Raw genomic sequence first — 22,526 nt, 5'->3', positions numbered from 1 at the left:
TGATTACCCATGGCATTACTGCAAATCGCCGAGCCCGGCCAGAGCGCCGCACCTCATCAGCACAAACGTGCCGTTGGCATCGATCTTGGCACCACCAACTCGTTGGTCGCCGCCGTGCGCAGCGGTCAGGCCGATACCCTCTGCGACGAGCAGGGGCGTGATCTGCTGCCCTCCGTCGTGCATTACCAGGCTGATACCATCCGGGTCGGCGTCGATGCCAAGCGCGAGGCCGCCCTCGACCCGCACAACACCATCGTTTCCGCCAAGCGGATGATGGGCAAGGCGCTGGCCGACATCGATACCCGCCAGCAACCCTATCAATTCGTGGCGGCCGACAACGGCATGCCGCAACTGCAGACCCGTCAAGGGCTGGTCAACCCGGTGCAGGTCTCGGCCGAGATCCTCAAGAAACTGGCCGAGCGGGGCGCTGCCGCCCTCGGTGGCGATCTCGACGGCGTGGTCATCACAGTGCCTGCCTATTTCGATGACGCCCAGCGCCAGGGCACCAAGGATGCGGCCCGCCTGGCCGGTCTGCACGTGCTGCGCCTGCTCAACGAACCGACCGCCGCCGCCATCGCCTATGGCCTCGACTCCGGTCAGGAAGGGGTGATCGCCGTCTATGACTTGGGCGGCGGTACCTTTGATATCTCCATCCTGCGTCTGCATCGCGGGGTGTTTGAAGTGATGGCCACCGGCGGCGATTCGGCCCTCGGCGGTGATGACTTCGATCACCTGCTGGCAGACTGGTTGAAAGAACAAGCCGGTTTGACTGGTGAGCTGGGTGCCCGTCTGCAGCGCGAGCTGCTGGATGTGGCCGCCGCGGTCAAGCATGGTCTGACCGACGCCGACGCCGTTCCCTGCACCTTTGCCGGCTGGCAGGGCTCTGTCACCCGCAACCAGTTTGACCAGCTGATCCAGCCGCTGGTCAAGCGTACCCTGCTGGCCTGCCGCCGCGCCCTGCGCGATGCGGGGCTCGAGCAGGAGGAGGTGCTGGAAGTGGTGATGGTCGGCGGTTCGACCCGGGTTCCGCTGGTGCGCGAGCTGGTGGGCGAGTTCTTCCAGCGTCCGCCCTTGACCAGCATCGACCCCGACAAGGTGGTGGCCATCGGTGCCGCCATCCAGGCCGACATCCTGGTGGGCAACAAGCCTGACGCCGAGATGCTGCTGCTGGACGTCATTCCGCTCTCCCTGGGTCTTGAGACCATGGGCGGCCTCGCCGAGAAGGTGATCCCGCGCAATACCACCATTCCGGTGGCCCGCGCCCAGGAGTTCACCACCTTCAAGGATGGCCAGACCGCGATGGCGATCCACGTGGTGCAGGGCGAGCGCGAGCTGGTGGCCGATTGCCGATCCTTGGCCCGCTTCACCCTGACCGGCATTCCGCCCATGGCGGCCGGTGCCGCCCACATTCGCGTCACCTTCCAGGTGGATGCGGACGGTCTGCTGTCGGTCAGCGCCATGGAGAAATCCTCCGGCGTGCAGGCCGAGATCCAGGTCAAGCCCTCCTACGGACTGGGTGAGGATGACATCCTCAACATGCTGAGTGCCTCCATCGCCAATGCCCAGCAGGACATGGATGCCCGCATGCTGGCGGAGCAGCAGGTCGAGGCCGACCGGGTGGTCGAGAGCCTCAACGCCGCCCTGGCCGCCGATGGCGAGGCTTTATTGAGCCCCGCCGAGCGGGCCGAGCTGGATGCCGCCATCGCCCATCTGCTGACCATGCGCAGCACGGGCACCACCAACCAGATCAAAGAGGCCATCGAGGCGGCGGACGCTGCCAGTGGCGAATTTGCAGCCCGCCGGATGGATGCCTCCATCCGCAAGGTGCTGACCGGACAAAACGTCAACAAGGTGTAATATGCCAAAACTGATTATTCTGCCCCATCCCGAGCTCTGTCCGGACGGCGCGGCCCTCGAAGGCGCGACCGGTGAAACCATTCTGGACATCGCGCTGCGCAACGGTATCGAGATCGAGCACGCCTGCGAGAAGTCCTGTGCCTGCACCACCTGCCACTGCGTGGTGCGGGAAGGCTTCGACTCCCTTGAGCCGAGCGACGAGCTGGAAGACGACATGCTGGACAAGGCGTGGGGGCTGGAGCCGGAATCCCGTCTCAGCTGCCAGGCCAGACTGGCGGACGAGGATCTGGTGGTGGAACTGCCCAAGTACACCCTGAATCTGGCGTCTGAGCGCCACTGATGACCCCTTAATTACACATGAGTGAATTGCGCGTGCAGCATCTCGTGGTGCAGTAATGATATGGTGAAGGCCGTGACCCTTGAGGGAGCGGCCTTTTTTGTGCCCGTGATTTCCCTATTCGTTGATGAAAGTGCCAATAAAAAGGAAGCAAGAGAACATGGCTGACATGATGAACGTACGGTTGTCTTCCCAGGCCGCCGCCGCCCACTGGGGGGAGGGTGCCCTGCTCAGTTTCAACGGCGGCGAAGCCCATCTCCATCTGGGCAGCGGCCAGGAGAAGGAGGCGCTGCGCGCCATCCAGCGCGCTGCCAGACGACTCGAGTCGAGCGGCATCAAGCGCGTCAAGCTGGTGGGTGAGGGCTGGAATGGGGAGCGTCGCTACGCCTTTGCCCAGGGCTTCTATGCCGCCAAGGGGGTTCGTGAGCTCGATTTCGGCGAGCAGAGCGACCAGGAGGCTGCCGAGCTGGCTGCCTTGCTCAAAGCGACCCGCTGGGTGCGCGAAGTGACCAACGGCTGCCCGCAGGAGATCTACCCCATGAGCCTGGCGGAATCCGCCCTGCTGCTCATCCGCAGTCTCGCCGGTGACAAGGTGACCGCCCGCATTACCGCCGGGGATGCGCTGCAGGAGGCCGGTCACATCGGGATCTGGTCGGTGGGCCGCGGCAGCGAGCGCGAGCCGGTGCTGCTGGAGCTCGACTACAACCCGACCGGGGATGCCAATGCTCCCGTGCTGGCGGCGCTGGTGGGCAAGGGGATCACCTTCGATTCTGGCGGTTACTCCATGAAGTCTTCCGACAACATGCTGCCGATGAAGTCCGATATGGGCGGCGCCGCCATGGTGACCGGCGCGCTGGCGCTGGCCATCAGCCGCGGCCTGAACAAGCGGGTGAAACTCATCCTTTGCTGCGCCGAAAACCTGGTCTCCGGCCATGCCTTCAAGCTCGGCGACATCCTCACCTATCGCAACGGCATCTCGGTCGAGATCCAGAACACCGACGCGGAAGGTCGCCTGGTGCTGGCTGACGGCCTGCTGGCCGCCAGCGAAAGCGGGGCTGCCTACATCCTCGACGCCGCTACCCTGACCGGCGCCGCCAAGACCGCGCTGGGCCGCGACTACAACGCCGTGTTTGCCCTCGATGAGGCCGAGCAGGCCCGTACGCTGGCAGCCGCCAAAGCCGAAAACGAGCAGGCCTGGGCGCTGCCGCTGGAGCCCTGGCACGCGGGTCAGCTCACCTCTGCGTTTGCCGAGCTGGGTAATGTGGCGTCCGCCGAAGGCACTGCCGGTGCGACTACGGCGGCGGCCTTCCTGTCGCGCTTCGTGTGTGACGAAGGCAAGGGCTGGGTGCACCTGGACCTGGCCGCCTCCTATCAAAAATCGGGCAACGATCTGTGGGCGACCGGTGCCAAGGGCCACGGTCTGCGCACGATTGCTCGCTGGCTGCAGGAGGTGAGTGAATGAGAGTCTGGCTGAATCAAGCATTTGGTGAAGGCTTTGGACAATCGGCGAAAAGCGCCACGGCCTGCGTATTATCTGTCACCCGCTGGTTGCAGGAGGTGAGTGCATGAACATCTGGTTGAGCCGAGAATTTGCCGCTCCCGAGTGGGGTGAGGGGGCGCTGCTCTCCCACCGCGCCGACGGCATGGTGATCCATCTGGTGACCGCCAGCCCCTTGCTGGATATCCAGCAGGCGGCACGGCGTCTGTGCAGTCAGGGGATCCAGCAGGTGGTGCTGGCCGGTCACTGGGAGCGTGAGCAGCAGTGGGCCTTTGCCCAAGGGCTGCAGACCCCCAAGGTCGAGGTCGAGCTGCAGTGGGCCACTTCATCCGAGGAAGACCGGGAGGAGCTGGAGGCGCGCTGGCTGTGCGGGCGCTGGGTGCGGGAGATGACCAATGCCACGCCGGAACAGCTGGGGCCGCTGGAGCTGGCGGTTGAAGCCGCCGCCTTCATCACCGAACTGGCGCCGGACCGGATCAGTCATCGCATCCTCAAGGGAGAAGCCTTGCAGCAGGCAGGCTGGGTCGGTCTCTACCAGGTCGGCCGTGGCAGCGAGCGCGAGCCCGTGCTGCTGGAGCTGGACTTCAACCCTAGCCGGGATCCCAAAGCCCCGGTGGCGGCGGCGCTGGTGGGCAAGGGCATCACCTTCGATTCCGGCGGCTACTCCATGAAGACCTCCCAGGGCATGCTGACCATGAAGCACGACATGGGCGGGGCGGCCATCGTCACCGGCGCCTTGGCGCTGGCCATTCTGCGCGGCCTCGACAAGCGGGTGAAGCTCATCCTCTGCTGCGCTGAGAACCTGGTCTCCGGTCACGCCTATAAGCTGGGTGACATCCTCACCTACAAGAACGGCACCACGGTGGAGATCGTCAACACCGACGCCGAGGGGCGGCTGGTGCTGGCCGACGGCCTGCAGCTGGCCGGGGATTCCGGCGCGCCGCTGGTCATCGACGCCGCGACCCTCACCGGGGCGGCGGTGATGGCGCTGGGGGGGCGTTACAACGCCCTGTTCGGGCTGGACAAGGGGCTGGTGAGCCGCGCCATGGGTTATGCGGATGTCGAACAGGAACCCGCCTGGCCGCTGCCGCTGGAACCCTGGCATCGCCAGCAGTGCCCGTCCCACTATGCCGACACCGCCAACAGCCGGCCCGTGCCGGGCGGCGGTCCGGGTGGTGCCTCCAACGCTGCGGGTTTCCTCTCCCGCTTCGTTGCCAATGAGGGGCAGGGTTGGCTGCACGTCGATCTCGCCGCCTGTTTCAGCGAGAACGGCGACAACCTGTGGGCGCCGGGGGCCAACACCCTGGGGATGCGCACCATCGCTCACACCCTGCTGGCGGAGGTCCGCTGACCGGCAACGACAAGGGCACCTGCGGGTGCCCTTTCGACAGGGGGAGGGTGAGCAATAGCCTGGGTTTCAGGGGGTTAACATGACTATCGTGCACAAGCGCACATTTTTTCCTGCCAACCTGGGCCAAGATGAGTGGTGATGTTGTTTTAGGGAAGAATTTGTTTAATAAAAAGTTGCTTTTCTGTGTGTTATTTCGCTTTTTGTTTACGTATAATCGCCGCCGAACATGGATTCTAACAATAAATCTCTGTAGTTAAGGAAAGATCTCAATGGCCATCGAACGTACCTTCTCCATCATCAAGCCGGATGCCGTCAGCAAGAACCTGATCGGTGCCATCTACAACCGTTTCGAGAGCGCTGGCCTGAAAGTCATCGCCGCCAAGATGCTGCACATGAGCAGCGAGCAAGCCGCCGGTTTCTATGCCGAGCACCAGGGCAAGCCTTTTTATGACGGCCTGGTCAGCTTCATGACCTCCGGCCCCGTCATGATCCAGGTGCTGGAAGGCGAAGAGGCCATCCGTCGCCACCGTGAAATCATGGGCGCCACCAACCCGAAAGAGGCCCTGGCCGGGACTCTGCGCGCCTGCTTCGCCGAGAGCATCGACCGCAACGCCGTGCACGGATCCGATGCTCCGGCCTCCGCTGCCCGTGAAATCGCCTACTTCTTCTCCGACGCCGAGATCTGCCCGCGCGGCTGATTTCTGTCGAAAGAACCCCAAGGGAGCCTCGGCTCCCTTTTGTTTTTTGGTCATTCGGTCAATATCCACTTATTCTCCAGGTGGAAAGCCGGACCCATAATTTGTACAATGCCGCCCCCTGACGTAGGTCAGCCGATAATTTATGAAGTGTGTGAGCTGAGGCCCTTGATGAGCGAAACAAAAACCAACCTGCTGGATCTTGATCGGGATGCCATGCGCGCCTTCTTCGTCGAACTGGGCGAGAAGCCGTTTCGGGCAGATCAGGTGATGAAGTGGATCTATCACTTTGGTTGTGATGATTTCGATCAGATGAACAACGTCAACAAGGTGCTGCGCGAGCGCCTCAAGGCGATCGCCGAGATCCGGGCGCCGGAAGTGAGCCGTGAACAGCGCTCCTCCGACGGCACCATCAAGTGGGCGCTGCAGGTCGGCGGCCAGGAGGTGGAGACCGTCTACATTCCGGAAGAGGATCGGGCGACCCTGTGCGTCTCCTCCCAGGTAGGCTGCGCCCTGGAGTGCAAGTTCTGCTCTACCGCCCAGCAAGGCTTCAACCGCAACCTGAAAGTCTCCGAGATCATCGGCCAGGTATGGCGCGCCGCCAAGATCGTCGGCGGCAAGCGCCCCATCACCAACGTGGTGATGATGGGGATGGGCGAGCCGCTGCTCAACCTCGCCAACGTGGTGCCGGCCATGCGGCTGATGATGGACGACTTCGGCTACGGCATCTCCAAGCGCCGGGTGACCATCTCCACCTCCGGCGTGGTGCCGGCGCTGGACATGCTGGGCGACCAGATTGACGTCGCCCTGGCCATCTCCCTGCACGCGCCCAACGACAAGCTGCGCTCCGAGATCATGCCGATCAACGACAAGTACAACATCGAGGAGTTCCTCGCCGGTGTCCGTCGCTACCTCGGCAAGTCCAACGCCAACGGCGGCCGGGTGACCGTGGAATATGTGCTGCTCGATCATATCAATGACGACATGCAGCATGCCCACGAGCTGGCCAAGGTGCTCAAGGATACCCCGAGCAAGATCAACCTGATCCCGTTCAACCCCTTCCCGGGCAACCCCTACGGCAAGCCGAGCAACAGCCGTATCGACCGTTTTTCCAAGGTATTGATGGAGTACGGCTTCACCGTCATCGTCCGCAAGACCCGTGGCGACGACATCGATGCGGCCTGCGGACAGCTGGTGGGGGAGGTGATCGATCGCACCAAGCGCACCATGAAAAATCGGATGCAACAGGATGGGATTTCCGTCAAAATGGTTTAACTTGCTAAGCCATTGTATAGTCAGGGAATGGATACACGTACATTGATCGTAGTGGCAGCGCTCTGCGCGCTGCCAGGCTGTGTTACCGAGACCACTTACGCTGGCCAGAATTCCACCCAGCGTGAAGTGGGTCCCGATCTCAAGGCGGCAGCCCAGACCCGTCTGGATTTGGGTATTCAATATCTGCAACAGGGCAACGCCGAGCAGGCCAAGTTCAACCTTGACCGCGCGCTGCAGTATGACCCTGCCAACCCTCAGGTTTACGTCGGTTTTGCCTACTTCTACCAGCAGGTGGAAGATTTCAAGGCGGCCGAAGAGAGCTACAAGAAAGCCCTTGCCATGGATCCGTCCAATGCTGACGCGATGAACAACTATGGCGCCTTCCTTTGCAATCGTGGTCGCTTCGACGAGGCGGAAAAGGCCTTCCTGCAGGCCGTCAGCCAGCCCAACTACATCAAGATTGCCGATACCTATGAAAACGCGGCACTTTGCGCCGCGCAAAATCGCAGAAATGATAAAGCAAGCGAGTATTATCGCTTGGCCTTGGGGTATAATCCCCGCAATCCAAGGTTATTGCTGGACATGGCGGAGCTTTCCATGAAAGATGGCAAGCTGCCTGATGTGCAGGCCTATCTCGCCCGTTTTGCCGATGTGTCAGACGAGAACGAGAACAGTCTCTGGTTGAGATTGCGGCTGGCGCAGGCCATGGACAAACCGGCACTACTTCACCAATTCGGGACTGAGCTGGTAAGGCAATATCCCACTTCGCAACAAGCCAAGCGTTACTTAGCCAATGACTACTGAACAGCCACACGATTTTCAAGACGACTCCCAGGCAGTTGGCCCAGGCCAGCTGCTGCGCAACGCCCGTGAACAGCTCGGCTGGACGCGAGAACAGGTTGCGTCTCGCATTCACCTTCGTCTGACCCTGATTGCCGCGATCGAATCGGATACGTATGACAAGCATACGTCCCATACCTTCATTCGGGGCTATCTGCGTACTTATGCCAAGCTGGTCGGTATCCCGGAAGAGACCATCCTCGCGGCTTATGACAAGCTGGGGCTGACTCCCCCCGACAATATCGACATGCAGAGCTTCTCTCGTCGCTCCCGTCAGCAGGCCAACGACAGCCGCCTCAAGGTCGTCACCTGGCTGGTGATCCTGGTGCTGATCGCGCTCTCCGTCGCCTGGTGGTGGCAGAGCACGGCGCGTCGCTCCGCCGGTGACGAGGCCCTGGCCGCGACTGAAATGGGCGCAACCAGCAACACCCCGAGCGCCACCGTGCCGCCGGCGGTGGACGTGGCTGACCCTGTGGTTGCTCCGGAAACTTCCGCTGCGGCCGCGACCTCGGCTGACCCCGTGGCGAGCGCCGCCGCGACCACCCTGCCGGTCGATGCCAGCAGCGCCGTGGCGACCACGGCTGTTGCGACCTCTGCCGCCACTGCTACGCAACCGGCTGCCGACACCGCCGCGAGCGAGCCGGCCAAGGTGCCCCAGCTGAAGATGAGCTTCACCGCCGACTGCTGGCTGGATGTCAAGGATGCCAAGGGCAAGACCCTGTTCAGCGGCCTCAAGAAGGCCAATGACGAACTGGTACTGGAAGGACCCGAGCCGCTCAAATTCATCATTGGTGCGCCCATGGCCGTCAATATCGAATATCAGGGCAAGTCCATCGACATGAGCCGTTACAACAACGGCCGGACTGCTCGCCTCTCACTGCCGCAGGAGTAATCTGTCCGCCATGTCCGCTCACGAATCTCCCATCATTCGTCGTAAATCCAGGCAGATCATGGTCGGTAATGTACCGGTTGGGGGCGATGCCCCCATCACGGTGCAGACCATGACCAACACCAAGACCACGGACGTGGCCGCCACCGTCGAGCAGATCCAGCGGATCGAGCGGGTTGGCGCCGACATCGTGCGGGTCTCGGTTCCCACCATGGAAGCGGCGGAAGCCTTCAAGCTCATCAAGCAGCAGACCCGCATTCCCATCGTCGCCGATATCCACTTCGACTACCGCATCGCCCTGAAAGTGGCCGAGTATGGTGCCGATTGCCTGCGCATCAACCCGGGCAACATCGGCAACGAGGAGCGGGTCCGCGCCGTGGTCGACTGCGCCCGTCACTACAACATCCCGATCCGCATCGGCGTCAACGGCGGCTCGCTGGAGAAAGACATTCAGGAGAAGTACGGTGAACCGACCCCGGAGGCGCTGCTCGAGTCAGCCATGCGCCACGTGGACTATCTGGATCGCCTGAACTTCGACAACTTCAAGGTAAGCGTCAAGGCGTCCGACGTCTTCCTGGCGGTCGGCGCCTATCGCCTGCTGGCCAAGCAGATTGAACAGCCGCTGCACCTTGGCATCACCGAAGCGGGCGGTTTTCGCGCCGGCGCGGTGAAGTCCGCCATCGGTCTTGGCATGCTGCTGAGCGAAGGCATCGGCGATACCCTGCGCATCTCGCTGGCGGCCGATCCGGTGGAAGAGATCAAGGTGGGTTTCGACATTTTGAAATCCCTGCGCATCCGCTCTCGCGGCATCAACTTCATCGCCTGTCCCTCCTGCTCTCGCCAGGAGTTCGACGTCATCGGCACGGTCAACGCACTGGAAGAGCGGCTGGAAGACATCATCACCCCGATGGATGTCTCCATCATCGGTTGCGTGGTGAACGGCCCTGGCGAGGCGCTGGTCTCGGATCTGGGTCTGGCGGGGGCGGCCAACAAGAGCGCCTTCTACGAGGGTGGTCAGCGGGTGGACCGGCTCGACAACAAGGATCTCATCCCGACCCTGGAGCGCCGCATTCGCGCCCGGGCCGCCATGCTGGATCCGGCCAACCAGATCCAGGTGGACGAGGGTTGAGCAACCAAGGGCCACTCAGGGTGGCCCTGTCTTTAGGTTGCTGATTTTACATCCCGCATTGGAATACCCTGATTTTACCTCGGGGTCGAAAATCCCTATAATGCGGCCAAATTTTACCTCTTTTTCTCGAGTATCAACGTGGCAAAACAGATCCAAGCTATTCGCGGTATGAATGATTGCCTGCCGGAGCAGAGCCCGGTATGGCAGAAAGTAGAACAGATCCTGCGCCAGGTCGTGGCCAGCTATGGCTACAGCGAAGTGCGCATGCCGATTGTCGAGCAGACCCATCTGTTCAAGCGCGCCATCGGTGAAGTGACCGACGTGGTCGAAAAAGAGATGTACACCTTTGAAGACCGCAACGGCGACAGCCTGAGTCTGCGCCCGGAAGGCACCGCCAGCTGCGTGCGTGCCGGCATCGAGCACGGTCTGCTTTACAACCAGGAACGCCGGATGTGGTACATGGGCCCCATGTTCCGTCACGAGCGTCCCCAGAAGGGCCGCTATCGCCAGTTCCACCAGTTCGGGGTCGAGCTGTTCGGCATCAACGGGCCGGACATCGATGCCGAGCTCATCATGCTGACTCACCGCCTGTGGCGTCTGTTCGGCATCAGCGAACACGTGACCCTGCAGCTCAACACCCTCGGTCAGAGCAGCGAACGCGCCGCCTACCGCGATGCGCTGGTGGCCTACTTGGAGCAGTACAAGGATCAGCTGGACGAAGAGAGCCAGCGCCGCATGTACAGCAACCCGCTGCGGGTGCTCGACTCCAAGGACGAGAAGGTACAAGCCATTCTGGTGGGTGCCCCGCGTCTGTTCGATCACCTGGGCGAAGAGAGCCTGGCCCACTTCGAGGGGCTCAAGCGCCTGCTCGAATCCGCCGGCATCCAGTATGAAGTGAACGAGCGGCTTGTGCGCGGCCTCGACTACTACAACCTCACCGTGTTCGAGTGGGTCACCAACAGCCTGGGCGCTCAGGGCACCGTCTGTGCCGGTGGTCGTTACGACGGTCTGGTGGAGCAGCTGGGTGGTCAGCCGACGCCGGCGGTGGGTTTCGCCATGGGCATGGAGCGACTGGTGCTGATGCTCGAGACCCTCGAACTCAACGGCGATATCCGCCCGGCGGTGGATGTCTACCTGGCCATGGTGGGTGAGGGCACTGAACAGGCCGGTTTCCAGCTGGCCGAGCGGCTGCGCGACGCCCTGCCGGACTTGCGCCTGATGAGCCACTGCGGCGGCGGCAACTTCAAGAAACAACTCAAGCGTGCCGACAAGAGCGGCGCGGCCATTGCCCTGATCCTTGGCGAGACCGAGGTGCAAAACGGGGAGATCACCATCAAATATCTGCGTGGCCAGGCCGAGCAACAGACCGTCACGGTCGACGCCGCCATTGCCCTGCTGGCAGCCAAAGGAGAGTAAGCTGTGGAAGTTTATACCACCGAAGAACAACAGGTTGAGGTCATCAAGAGCTGGTGGAAAGAGAACGGAACCTCGGTGATCGCAGGAACTGTTATCGGTCTGGTTGGACTCTTTGGCTGGCGCTACTACAACGAGCATCAGCAGACCAGCCAGGAGACCGCCTCCCAGGCTTACAACGAGATGGCCGCCCAGCTGGCCAAGGGCGATGCCGCCGGCTTCGAGCAGGCGCAAAGCTTCATCAGCGCCCACAAGGGTGACTCCTATGCCGAACTGGCTGCCCTGCAGCTGGCCGCCGCCGCCGTCAAGGCCGGCAAGCTGGATCTGGCCGTCGAGCAGCTGACCCAGGTGGCCACCAGCGGTGATGAGAGCATCCGTCCCATCGCCGCCCTGCGTCTGGCCCGGGTTCTGAACGATCAGGGCAAGGCTGACGAGGCGCTGGCCCAGCTTGGCAAGATCAACAACGATGCCTTCAAGGCCCAGGTCGCGGAAGTGCGCGGCGACGTGCTGCTCAAGCAGGGCAAGGCCGAAGAGGCGCGCGATGCCTATCAGGCGGCGGCCGATGCCGGTGGCCTGCAGGGCAGCGCCGAGCTCAAGCTGAAAATGGACGATCTGGCGTTGCCAGCGGTGACCACGGGTGAGGCTCCGGATGCGTAATCTGTTCAAGATGGTGGTGTTGGGGGCTGCGGTCTCCTTCGCCCTGCAGGGGTGCTCCCTGTTCAGTTCGGAAGAGGATCTCAACCCGATGGCGCCGCTGCCCAAGGTCGAGTCCGCCTTCACGGCCGATACCAGCTGGTCCTCCTCGGTGGGTGACGGCATCGGCGACTTCTACTCCCAGCTCAAGCCGGTGGTGGAAGAGGAGCGCATCTATGCCGCCGCTCGCGATGGCGACGTGACCGCCTTTGACCGCGAAAGCGGCAAGGAGCTGTGGAGCGTGGATCTGGCTGACCTGCCGATCAACGCCGACAAGCGCAGCGCCCGCCTCTCCGGTGGCCTGGTATCCCGTTACGGCAAGCTGTTCCTGGGTTCCGAAAACGGGGTGGTCTACGCCCTGAACCAGGAGAACGGCGAAGTGCTGTGGCAGACTTCGGTGCCGGGGGAAGTGGTGGCGAGCCCTGCCGTCGAGGATGGCCGGGTGGTGGTGCTGACTACCTCGGGCCGCCTGGTGGCGCTCGATACCGATGAAGGCAAGTTGCAGTGGACGCTGGCGGAAGAACAGCCGCCGTTGACCCTGCGCAGCGCCGGCGCCCCCATCATCACCAACGGCGCCGTGCTGTACGGCCGCGCCGATGGCAAGGTGGGCATCGCCCTGCTCAGCAACGGTCAGCCGGTACGCCAGTCCAAGGTCGCCGATCCGCGCGGTGCTACCGAGCTGGATCGGATGGTCGACGTGGACGCCACCCCGCTGATCGCCGGCGATGAGCTCTATGCCATCGCCTATAATGGCCAGCTGATGGCGCGCAAGCTGATGACCGGTGACGAGGTATGGAAGCGCAAGTATTCCGGCTACCGCGACATGGCGGTGACCGGCAATGCCATCGTGCTGACCGACAGCCGCAGCCACCTGTTTGCGGTTGACCGTCGCAATGGTCTCGAGCTGTGGTCCAATACCCAGCTGGAAAACCGCACCGTGACCGCCCCCGTCATCCTGGGTGACTATGTGGCGGTCGGCGATGTGGAAGGTTACCTGTATTGGCTGGATCGTACCGACGGTACCATCAAGGCCATGCAGCAGCTCGACAGCAGTGGTCTGTACGCCGCCCCCCTGGTGGATGGTGACACCCTGTATGTGCAGAGCCGTGGCGGCAAGTTGTACGCTATCAAGCGTCCCTGATCGCCCGTCAATCTGAATATCCGGCTCCTGGTCTTCGGACCCGGAGCCTTTGTCGTCTTGAGAATGAGGCTTTTATGACTCCTGTAGTAGCCCTGGTGGGCCGCCCCAACGTGGGGAAATCCACCCTGTTTAACCGCCTGACCCGTACCCGGGATGCCCTGGTGGCTGACTTCCCCGGTCTGACCCGGGACCGCAAGTACGGCCAGGCGAAGTTGGGCGAGCTGGAATTTATCGTGGTGGATACCGGCGGTATCGATGGCACCGAAGAGGGGATTGAGCTGAAGATGGCCGAACAGTCCCTACTGGCCATCGAAGAGGCCGACGTGGTGCTGTTCATGGTGGATGCCCGTGCCGGTTTGACCGCAGCGGATCAGGCCATCGCCGAGCACCTGCGCAAGACCCACAAGAAGGTGTTTCTGGTGGCCAACAAGACCGACGGCATCGACGGTGACTCCGCCGTGTCCGAGTTCTACGGTCTGGCCCTGGGCGAGGTCTACCAGATGGCGGCCGCCCACGGTCGTGGCGTGCTGAGCCTGCTGGAGCTGGCGTTGGCCCCCCATCTGGAGACCCTGGTCGACGCCGCTGCACAAGAAACCGCGCAGGATGAGGAAGAAGAAGAGGACTTCGACGAAGAAGCCCTGCTGCGCATGGTGGCTGCCGGTGAACTCGACACCAAGGAAGACACCAAGGAGGCGCCGTTCGCCGATCTGCCCATCAAATTTGCCATCGTCGGTCGCCCCAACGTCGGCAAATCCACCCTGACCAACCGCATGCTGGGTGAAGATCGGGTCATCGTCTATGACATGCCGGGTACCACCCGCGACTCCGTCTACATCCCGATGGAGCGTGACGAGCAGAAGTACGTCATCATCGACACCGCCGGCGTGCGTCGTCGCGGCAAGGTGCACGAGACGGTGGAGAAGTTCTCCGTCATCAAGACCCTCAAGGCGATTGAAGATGCCAACGTCTGCCTGCTGGTGATCGACGCCCAGGAGACCATCACCGATCAGGACTTGAGCATCCTCGGTTTCGTGCTCAACACCGGCCGCTCCGTGGTACTGGTGGTGAACAAGTGGGATGGTCTGGATCAGAAGGTGAAAGAGGACGTCAAGAACGAGCTGGATCGTCGTCTGGGCTTCATCGACTTCGCCCGCGTGCACTTCATCTCCGCCCTGCACGGCAGCGGGGTGGGCCACCTGTTCGAATCCATTCAGGAGGCCTACCAGTCCGCTACCCGCCGTACCAGCACCGCCATGCTGACCCGCATCATGCAGATGGCGCAGGAAGACCACCAGCCGCCGATGGTGAACGGTCGCCGGGTCAAGCTCAAATATGCCCACGCCGGTGGCTACAACCCGCCGCGCATCGTGATCCACGGCAACCAGCTCAACGACTTGCCGGATTCCTACAAGCGCTACCTCATCAACTACTTCCGCAAGTCGCTGAAGATCATGGGGACGCCGGTCCGGGTCGAGTTCCAGGAGTCGGCCAACCCGTTCGAGGGCAAGAAAAATACCCTGACCCTGAGCCAGGAGCGTCAACGCAAGCGCCTGCTCAAGGCCAAAGCCAAGAAATAAGGCCCAGCGGCTGCCCTCACCGGCAGCCGTTTTTTTCTAGGGCAAGGGGAGGGGAATGTGCAGTGGGTGGGCCCACTGCACATTCACTTTGCGAGGAGCCAACCATGAGTCACCTTCACTGCCCTGCCTGTCAGGGCGAGCTGGACAGTCGCAGCCGCGAGACCACCTGCAGCCAGTGCCAGGCCCGCTTCCAGATCCGGGCTCTCTGCCCGACCTGCCGGCAGGAGCTGGAGCGGCTCAAGGCCTGCGGCGCGGTGGATTACTTCTGCAACCACTGCAACAGCCTGGTATCGAAGCGGGCAGTGGTCTTTGAGGTGAGCCCGCTGGCGGGGAATTGAGGCGATAAAAAACCCGGCGATTGCCGGGTTTATGCTGTGTGTTCTGCTATCAGCAAGGTGAAGGAGCGGTTTCGGCGCCATATCTTGCGTTTGATGTCATTGAGCTTGAGTTTGCGTCTGGGGCTCCAGCCGCACTTTGCTTTTCTGACCAGTGTCGTTCTTCTGCGAGCTCGCATCTTGGTCTCCTCCCATTGGGTGGCCATCCCGGCCTTGGGTGATGATGGGAGCCTATCTGAAAGTGCTGTCATCCCGAGTGCAAGTGGATGAAATAGCGCGATAAAAACAATTTCGGATAGGCTCCGGTATGGTCGGATGGTAACAGAGAAACCACCCGAAAAACAAACCTGTCAACAAGGGGTCAGCGCAGGGTGATCTGCTTGACCACTTCGGCGATGACGGTGGGGCGCTCGGCACTGGGCGGCTCGCTGCTGTCGTCATCGTCCAGCTCTTCACGGCGGTGGGCTTTCTGCTGCTCGTTGTCGAGCCAGAGCAGGCTCTGGTAGTACTGGCGCACGTTGTTGACGTAGTTGCGCGCCTCGCCGCCACGGGCATAGCCGTAGCGTACCTTGCGATGCCAGCGCGACTGCTGCAGCAGCGGTAGCACCTCTTTCACGTCGCTCCAGGCATCGGGATTCTTGCCGAGCTCCTTGGTCAGGCGGCGGGCATCCATCATGTGACCGTAACCGATGTTGTAGGCGGTGAGGGCAAACCACACCTTCTCGTCATCGGGCACCGAAGCGGGCACCTTCTCCATCATCTGCTCAAGATAACGGGCGCCGCCCTTGATGCTCTCCTCCGGGTGCAGCCGGTTGTTGACCCCCATCGCCTTGGCGGTGGGTTCGGTCAGCATCATCATGCCGCGCACCCCTGTGTAGGAGCGTGCCTCCGGATCCCAGTGGGATTCCTGATAGCTGATGGCAGCCAGCAGGCGCCAATCCACCACGTTGGCGTGGGTCTTGAACAGATCCTGATACTTGGGCAGCAGGCTCTTGGCCCGCTGCAGGAAGGTGCGGGTGTCGACGAAGTCGAAATTCTGCACGTGGCCGAAGTACTTCTCGTCGAGCTTGGCGATGGCGCCGTCCATGAAGCGCTGGCCGAAGAAGTCGATGATGCTGGCGTAGAGGCTGTCATCCGGCAGCTTGGTCATGGCCCAGGCCACGGTCTGGTTCTTGGCCAGGGTCATCCCTTCGGTGAGCTCGGGGTAGTAGCGCTGGGTGCGGGCCAGCACGGTATCCTGCACCACCGTGTAGTCAATCTTGCCGTCGGCCACCTGCTTGAGCAGCTCCTCCACGTCGGCATCCCGATTGGTGCTCCACTTCAGGTTGGGGTACTGCTTGGCGAGCTCCTTGAGCAGGTCTTCGCCGGTGGAACCGGCCGGCACCACTATGTTGCCCTTGAGATCGCCGATGTCCTTGGGCTTGGGAGAACCGTTGCGATAGACCAGCTTGGGAGAGACCTGGTAGAAGCCGGGGCCGAAGCGAAACAGCTGGCGCCGCTCCGGGGTGACCACGATGGCGGCGGCAGCCAGATCCAGCTTGCCCTTTCTCAGCAGTTCCACCAGTTCGGCGGTGGAGTAGACCGGCACTATGGTCAGCTTGACCCCCAGCCAGTCGGCATAACTCTGCGCCAGCTCGTAATCGAACCCCTGGGCGGTGTCGTCACGCTGGTAATAAGAGGTGGGGCCGTAGATGGTGCCAACCCGGATCTCGCCTCGCTGGCGGATCTGCTCCAGCTGGCTGGAGGGGGTGTAGAAGTCGCAACCGACCAGGGTCAGGAGCAACGTCAGCCCGATAAACAGTCGAAAAATGCAGCGCAAGTAGGTGAGTACCCTTGTTGAAAAAATCGGCATTTGTCAAAAAAGAGGCACCTTTATACCAGAGAGTGTGCACCGAGTCACACTGGGCAAAACAAGAAAAACGTTTGTCCGGCATGGGCCTGATCCCTATAATACGCGCGTCTCAATTCCCCCCCACTTCAACACTTGGTGAGAAAGGTCATATGGATATCTTGCGTGGTGCCCCCGCACTGTCTGAGTTTCGTGTCCAAAAACTGCTGCAACGCTTCGCGCAGATGAAACAGGAGAGAGGAGTAGAGATAGAGGATGTCTATGCCGAATACGTGCACTTTGCCGAGCTCTCGAGCCCGCTGTCGCCCCCGGAGCGAGCGACCTTGGGCCAGCTCCTGCGCTACGGCCCGACCATCCCCGAACACACCCCCAGCGGTCAGCTGTTTCTCGTTACCCCCCGCCCCGGCACTATCTCCCCCTGGTCTTCCAAAGCAACCGACATCGCCCACAACTGCGGCCTGAATCAGGTCAAGCGGCTCGAACGCGGCATCGCCTATTACGTGCAGGCCAAGGGTGAGCTGAGCGCCGCCCAGCGTGCCGACGTGGCCGCCGTGCTGCACGATCGTATGATGGAGACGGTGTTTGGCGAGATGAACGAGGCCGCCGCCCTGTTTGCCCATCACGAGCCGCGCCCCTTCACCCAGGTGGATGTGCTGGGCGGTGGTCGCGTCGCGTTGGCCGAGGCCAACGTGGCGCTCGGTCTGGCGCTGGCCGACGACGAAATTGACTATCTGGTGGAGAATTTCACCAGGCTGGGTCGCAACCCCAACGACATCGAGCTCTACATGTTTGCCCAGGCGAACTCCGAGCACTGCCGCCACAAGATCTTCAACGCCGACTGGACCATCGACGGTGAGCAGCAGCCCAAGTCGCTGTTCAAAATGATCAAGAACACCTTCGAGCAGACACCGGATCATGTCCTGTCTGCCTATAAAGACAACGCCGCCGTGATGGAAGGGAGCCAGGGTGGCCGCTTCTTCCCAAGCCCCGCCAGCGGCGAGTATCACTATCATCAGGAACGCGTCGACATCCTGATGAAGGTGGAGACCCACAACCACCCGACCGCCATCTCCCCCTTCCCGGGCGCCGCCACCGGCTCCGGCGGCGAAATTCGCGATGAGGGTGCCACCGGTCGCGGTGCCAAGCCCAAGGCGGGTCTGGTGGGCTTCTCGGTCTCCAACCTGCGCATCCCCGGCTTCGAGCAGCCCTGGGAGCAGGATTTCGGCAAGCCGAGCCGCATCGTCAGCGCGTTTGACATCATGCAGGAGGGGCCGCTCGGCGGCGCCGCCTTCAACAACGAGTTCGGCCGTCCGGCCATTCTCGGCTACTTCCGTACCTTCGAAGAGCAGGTGCCGAGCCACAACGGCGTCGAGGTGCGCGGTTACCACAAGCCCATCATGCTGGCAGGCGGTATCGGCAACATCCGCAGCGAGCACGTCCAGAAAGGGGAGATCCCGGTGGGGGCTGCCCTCATCGTGCTGGGCGGCCCGGCCATGAACATCGGTCTGGGTGGCGGCGCCGCATCAAGCATGGCCTCCGGCCAGTCGGCAGAAGATCTCGACTTTGCCTCGGTGCAGCGCGATAACCCCGAGATGGAGCGCCGTTGCCAAGAGGTGATCGACCGCTGCTGGCAGCTGGGTGACGACAACCCCATCGTCTTCATCCATGACGTGGGCGCCGGGGGCCTCTCCAACGCCATGCCGGAGCTGGTGAGCGACGGCGATCGCGGCGGTCGTTTCGACTTGCGCGCCATTCCAAACGACGAGCCGGGCATGAGCCCGCTCGAGATCTGGTGCAACGAATCCCAGGAGCGCTACGTGCTGGCGGTGGCCAAGGAGAAGCTGCCGCTGTTCAAGGCGCTGTGCGAGCGCGAGCGCGCCCCCTATGCCGTGATCGGCAGCGCCACCGAAGAGAAGCATCTCACTCTCTCGGATGAGCACTTTGACAACCATCCCATCGACCTGCCGCTGGATGTGCTGCTGGGCAAGACCCCCAAGATGCACCGCGAGGTTGCAAGCCTGCCGGCCCAGGGCAAGCCGCTGGCGCTCGATGGCATCACCCTGGGCGAGGCTGCCGAGCGGGTGCTGCGTCTGCCCACCGTGGCGGAGAAGTCTTTTCTCATCACCATCGGCGATCGCAGCGTGACCGGTCTGGTCAACCGCGACCAGATGGTCGGCCCCTGGCAGATCCCGGTGGCCGACTGCGCCGTTACCGCCGCCACCTACGACAGCTACCATGGCGAAGCCATGTCGATGGGCGAGCGCACCCCGGTGGCGCTGCTCTCCCACGCCGCGTCCGCTCGCATGGCGGTGGCGGAAGCGCTCACCAACCTTGCGCCGGCCCACATCGGCTCGCTCAAGCGGGTCAAGCTCTCCGCCAACTGGATGGCCGCTGCCGGTCACCCGGGCGAAGATGCCGGCCTCTACGAGGCGGTCAAAGCGGTGGGCGAGGAGCTCTGCCCGGCCCTTGGCATCACCATCCCGGTGGGCAAGGACTCCATGTCCATGAAGACCCGCTGGCAGCAAGATGGCAAGGAGCACAGCGTCACCTCGCCACTCTCCCTGCTCATCTCGGCCTTTGCCCGGGTCGAGGACGTGCGCAACACCGTCACGCCGCAACTGCGTACCGATCTCGGTGAGACCGACCTTATCCTCATCGACCTTGGCAACGGCAAGCAGCGCCTCGGTGCCTCCGCCCTGGCCCAGGTCTATCGCCAGCTGGGTGACAAGGCGCCGGATCTGGACAACCCGGTCCAGCTCAAGGGCTTCTTCAATGCCATCCAGGCGCTGGTGAGCGATCGCAAACTCGTCGCCTACCACGACCGCTCCGACGGCGGCCTGTTTGTCACCCTGCTGGAGATGGCCTTCGCCGGTCACTGCGGCCTCGACCTGCAGCTGGATCGCATCGGCGGCGAGCTGCTGCCGGCCCTGTTCAACGAGGAGCTGGGCGCCGTCATCCAGGTGCGTCGTGAAGACAAGGAAGCGGTGATGACCCTGCTGGCCGGTCACGGTCTGGCGGCTTGCTCCCACGTGCTCGGCACGGTGCGCGAGGGGGATCTCATCACCCTGCAGCGGGCCGGTCAGGAGGTTTACCGCGCCAGCCGTACCGCTTTGCGTACCATCTGGGGCGAGACCAGCTGGCAGATGCAGCGCCTGCGCGACAACCCGGAGTGCGCGGATCAGGAGCATGCCGCCCGTCAGGACGCAGCCGATCCTGGCCTGCAGGCCAAGCTCAGCTACAACCCGGCCGAAGACGTGGCGGCACCCTACATTGCCCGCGGGGTCTCTCCCCGTCTGGCGGTGCTGCGCGAGCAGGGGGTCAACTCCCACGTGGAGATGGCGGCGGCGTTTGACCGCGCCGGCTTTGCGGCGGTGGACGTGCACATGAGCGACATCCTCGAAGGCCGTATCAAGCTGGATGCGTTCCAGAGCCTGGTGGCCTGTGGCGGCTTCTCCTACGGCGACGTGCTGGGGGCGGGCGAAGGCTGGGCCAAGTCCATTCTGTTCAACGACGGCGCTCGCGAGCAGTTCCAGCGCTTCTTCGAGCGCGGTGATACCCTCTCCCTGGGTGTGTGCAACGGTTGCCAGATGATGTCCAACCTGCGCGAACTGATCCCGGGTGCCGATCTGTGGCCGCGCTTCGTGCGCAACCGCTCCGAGCGCTTTGAGGCCCGCTTCAGCCTGGTGGAAGTGCAGGACTCCCCGTCGGCCTTCTTCGCCGGCATGGCGGGCTCGGTGATGCCGATTGCCGTCTCCCACGGGGAAGGGCGAGTGGAGGTGCGCGATGCCGCTCACCTGGCCGCGCTGCAACAGAGCGGGCTGGTGGGGCTGCGTTTCGTCGACAACCGCGGTCAGGTGACCGAGCAGTACCCGGCCAACCCGAACGGCGCACCGGCGGGTATCACAGCGGTGACCACCACGGACGGGCGCGCCACCATCATGATGCCGCACCCGGAGCGGGTGTTCCGCACCGTGGCCAACTCCTGGCACCCGGACAACTGGGGCGAGGATGGCGCCTGGATGCGGATGTTCCGCAACGCCCGGGTACGTCTGGGTTAAGCGCGCATCGCAAACAAAAAAACCGGCCCCTGTGGCCGGTTTTTTTATGACGGCTTGCCCGCTAGAACTGGCCGTGGCCCAGCTCATGGGGGGTAAAATCCCCGCGATCGAGGATGCGCAGGCAGGCATCTACCACCGCTGCATCCAGCTTGCTGCCCCGCAGTTCGATGATGTGGGCCCTGGCCTGGGGAATGCCGAGGGCGGCGCGGTAGGGACGATCGGAAGACATGGACTCCACGATGTCGGCCACAGTGAGGATGCGGGCCTCCAGCAGGATCTGCTCGCCCTTGAGCCCCGCCGGGTAGCCGGAGCCGTCGATAAACTCGTGGTGCTGGTGGATCATCTGGGCGACAGGCCAGGGCAGGGCGATGTCCTTGAGCACCTGATAGCCGGCGCCCGGGTGCTCCTTGACCAGGTTGAACTCCTGCGGTGTCAGCCGGCCCGGTTTGGTGAGGATGTCGAGCGGCACCTGGATCTTGCCGATGTCGTGCACCATGGCCCCCAGATAGAGTCCCCGCAGCCGCTTGTCGTCCAGCTTCAGCTCGCGGCCGATGGCCAGCGCCAGGGTGGCGACGTGCTTCTGGTGGCCGGCGGTGTAGGGATCGCGCTGCTCCAGCACGGCGGCAATGGCACCGAGGGCATCTTCCAGCGCAAGCTCCAGCTGGCGGGCGTGCAGCACCTTGTCGCGCTGGGCGGTGAGATAGGCCTGCTGGGTCGCGCGCGCCTGCAGGCCGTAGGCAAGGTAGTCCGCCAGCTGGCTGAAGAGGTGCACCTCTTCGTCGGTGAAGGGGCGGGCCTGTTCACTGTGAATGAGCAGGCCGCCATGCCCGCCGGCGTGCCACTGCAGCGGCAGCAGCAGACGGGCGCGCAGGGTGGCCGAGTGGTGCACCAGCGCGCTGGCCAGGGCTTCGTTGCACAGCGCCCCGGTGCCGATGGCCTGATGCAGGGCGGGATCCCGGGTCAGCCAGTCGTCGCTGGCAAACCAGACCGCGTTGCCCGCCTGCGCCAGCACCTGCAGGGTGTGCTGGTCACTGTTTTCCTGCAGCACGGTGACGAGGGGGAAGCGGCCGTCGAAGGTGATGGCGTCGCAGATCTCCTGCAGAAGGGTCTGCTCATCATCCTGCTTGAGCATGGCGTGGTGGGCGCGGCCGATGGCCTCCAGGGTCCAGGTGTACTGCTGCAACCGCTCCTGCTGCAGTTTCTTCTCGGTGATGTCGTCGAAGAAGACGCCGACCCCGACCACCTGGCCCAGCTCGTCGTACAGGGGAAACTTGGTGGTGCTGAGCCAGCGGGCCTCGCCCCCCTTCAGATAGGGCTCTTCATGGCGCTGGGTGGTGCCGCTGGCCATGACCTTCAGATCGTCATCCCGGTAGCGCTTGGCCAGTTCGGCCGGAAAGAAGTCGGCATCGCACTTGCCGACCAGCTCGGCCGGGGTGAGGGCGAGATCGCCAGCCAGCAGCCGATTACAGGCGATGAAGACGGAGCGGGTGTCTTTGAGCAGCACCCGATAGGGCAGCTGATCCATCACCTGGCCAAGCAGGGCGGCCGTGGGCTGCGGGGGGAAGGGCGGTGCGGGTCTTGAACTCATT

General features: G+C 63.0%; 17 protein-coding genes. 15 read left to right on the top strand and 2 right to left on the bottom strand.

What is annotated here, in order from left to right; genetic code table 11:
* Positions 1 to 9 precede the first annotated feature (9 nt).
* The 14 genes from hscA to OKC44_RS00110 all read left to right on the top strand — a co-directional run bounded on the left by hscA (position 10) and on the right by OKC44_RS00110 (position 15,033).
* Complete coding sequence (gene hscA / locus OKC44_RS00175) at positions 10 to 1,857, top strand: Fe-S protein assembly chaperone HscA (protein ID WP_270810381.1); 1,848 nt, start codon at positions 10 to 12, stop codon at positions 1,855 to 1,857.
* A 1-nt stretch (position 1,858) separates the two neighbouring features.
* Entirely contained in the window at positions 1,859 to 2,197 is a 339-nt protein-coding gene (fdx, locus tag OKC44_RS00170) for an ISC system 2Fe-2S type ferredoxin (protein WP_005299781.1), read from the top strand.
* A 157-nt stretch (positions 2,198 to 2,354) separates the two neighbouring features.
* Complete coding sequence (pepB, locus tag OKC44_RS00165) at positions 2,355 to 3,656, top strand: aminopeptidase PepB (RefSeq protein WP_270810378.1); 1,302 nt, start codon at positions 2,355 to 2,357, stop codon at positions 3,654 to 3,656.
* Positions 3,657 to 3,759: 103 nt separating this feature from the next.
* Positions 3,760 to 5,043: an aminopeptidase PepB gene (gene pepB, locus OKC44_RS00160; protein ID WP_270810376.1), complete on the top strand. Its 1,284-nt coding sequence runs from the start codon at positions 3,760 to 3,762 to the stop codon at positions 5,041 to 5,043.
* 269 nt (positions 5,044 to 5,312) lie between these two features.
* A complete protein-coding gene (gene ndk, locus OKC44_RS00155; RefSeq protein WP_011705641.1) occupies positions 5,313 to 5,741 on the top strand; it encodes a nucleoside-diphosphate kinase in 429 nt (142 codons plus the stop codon).
* 168 nt (positions 5,742 to 5,909) lie between these two features.
* The gene (locus tag OKC44_RS00150) at positions 5,910 to 7,013 is read left to right on the top strand and encodes a bifunctional tRNA (adenosine(37)-C2)-methyltransferase TrmG/ribosomal RNA large subunit methyltransferase RlmN (protein WP_011705642.1); all 1,104 of its coding nucleotides are present in this window, start codon (positions 5,910 to 5,912) and stop codon (positions 7,011 to 7,013) included.
* A gap of 12 nt (positions 7,014 to 7,025) precedes the next feature.
* On the top strand, positions 7,026 to 7,817 hold the full coding sequence (tapF, locus tag OKC44_RS00145) for a PilW family type IVa pilus biogenesis/stability lipoprotein TapF (RefSeq protein ID WP_011705643.1): 792 nt from the start codon (positions 7,026 to 7,028) through the stop codon (positions 7,815 to 7,817).
* Positions 7,807 to 8,745: a cytoskeleton protein RodZ gene (rodZ, locus tag OKC44_RS00140; protein ID WP_065477974.1), complete on the top strand. Its 939-nt coding sequence runs from the start codon at positions 7,807 to 7,809 to the stop codon at positions 8,743 to 8,745. Before tapF ends, rodZ begins: the two co-directional genes overlap by 11 nt.
* 10 nt (positions 8,746 to 8,755) lie before the next feature.
* A complete protein-coding gene (gene ispG, locus OKC44_RS00135) occupies positions 8,756 to 9,871 on the top strand; it encodes a flavodoxin-dependent (E)-4-hydroxy-3-methylbut-2-enyl-diphosphate synthase (RefSeq protein WP_016350405.1) in 1,116 nt (371 codons plus the stop codon).
* Between the two features lie 138 nt (positions 9,872 to 10,009).
* A complete protein-coding gene (gene hisS / locus OKC44_RS00130) occupies positions 10,010 to 11,287 on the top strand; it encodes a histidine--tRNA ligase (RefSeq protein ID WP_011705646.1) in 1,278 nt (425 codons plus the stop codon).
* Positions 11,288 to 11,290: 3 nt separating this feature from the next.
* Positions 11,291 to 11,941 carry a YfgM family protein gene (locus OKC44_RS00125; RefSeq protein ID WP_011705647.1) on the top strand — a complete coding sequence of 217 codons (651 nt, stop codon included), beginning with the start codon at positions 11,291 to 11,293 and terminating at the stop codon, positions 11,939 to 11,941.
* On the top strand, positions 11,934 to 13,118 hold the full coding sequence (gene bamB / locus OKC44_RS00120; RefSeq protein WP_270810371.1) for an outer membrane protein assembly factor BamB: 1,185 nt from the start codon (positions 11,934 to 11,936) through the stop codon (positions 13,116 to 13,118). The genes OKC44_RS00125 and bamB overlap by 8 nt, the downstream gene beginning before the upstream one ends.
* 74 nt (positions 13,119 to 13,192) lie before the next feature.
* On the top strand, positions 13,193 to 14,695 hold the full coding sequence (der, locus tag OKC44_RS00115; RefSeq protein ID WP_270810368.1) for a ribosome biogenesis GTPase Der: 1,503 nt from the start codon (positions 13,193 to 13,195) through the stop codon (positions 14,693 to 14,695).
* 104 nt (positions 14,696 to 14,799) lie between these two features.
* Positions 14,800 to 15,033, top strand: a complete 234-nt coding sequence (locus OKC44_RS00110; protein ID WP_011705650.1) for a zinc ribbon domain-containing protein — start codon at positions 14,800 to 14,802, stop codon at positions 15,031 to 15,033.
* Positions 15,034 to 15,391: 358 nt separating this feature from the next.
* Here the strand turns inward: OKC44_RS00110 and mltF are convergent, their stop codons facing one another.
* Positions 15,392 to 16,882, bottom strand: a complete 1,491-nt coding sequence (gene mltF, locus OKC44_RS00105) for a membrane-bound lytic murein transglycosylase MltF (RefSeq protein WP_011705651.1) — start codon at positions 16,880 to 16,882, stop codon at positions 15,392 to 15,394.
* A 149-nt stretch (positions 16,883 to 17,031) separates the two neighbouring features.
* Here mltF and purL point away from each other — a divergent pair, with 149 nt between their 5' ends.
* Positions 17,032 to 20,937, top strand: a complete 3,906-nt coding sequence (gene purL, locus OKC44_RS00100; RefSeq protein ID WP_270810366.1) for a phosphoribosylformylglycinamidine synthase — start codon at positions 17,032 to 17,034, stop codon at positions 20,935 to 20,937.
* Between the two features lie 61 nt (positions 20,938 to 20,998).
* Here purL and OKC44_RS00095 read toward each other — a convergent pair whose 3' ends face one another.
* Positions 20,999 to 22,525 carry an HD domain-containing phosphohydrolase gene (locus OKC44_RS00095; protein WP_270810365.1) on the bottom strand — a complete coding sequence of 509 codons (1,527 nt, stop codon included), beginning with the start codon at positions 22,523 to 22,525 and terminating at the stop codon, positions 20,999 to 21,001.
* Between the last annotated feature and the right edge of the window lies 1 nt (position 22,526).

The organism is Aeromonas sp. S41-2 (assembly GCF_027705845.1).
In the GTDB taxonomy this organism is placed as follows: Bacteria; Pseudomonadota; Gammaproteobacteria; order Enterobacterales; family Aeromonadaceae; genus Aeromonas; species Aeromonas hydrophila.
This window is presented reverse-complemented; position numbering and strand designations above follow the sequence as displayed.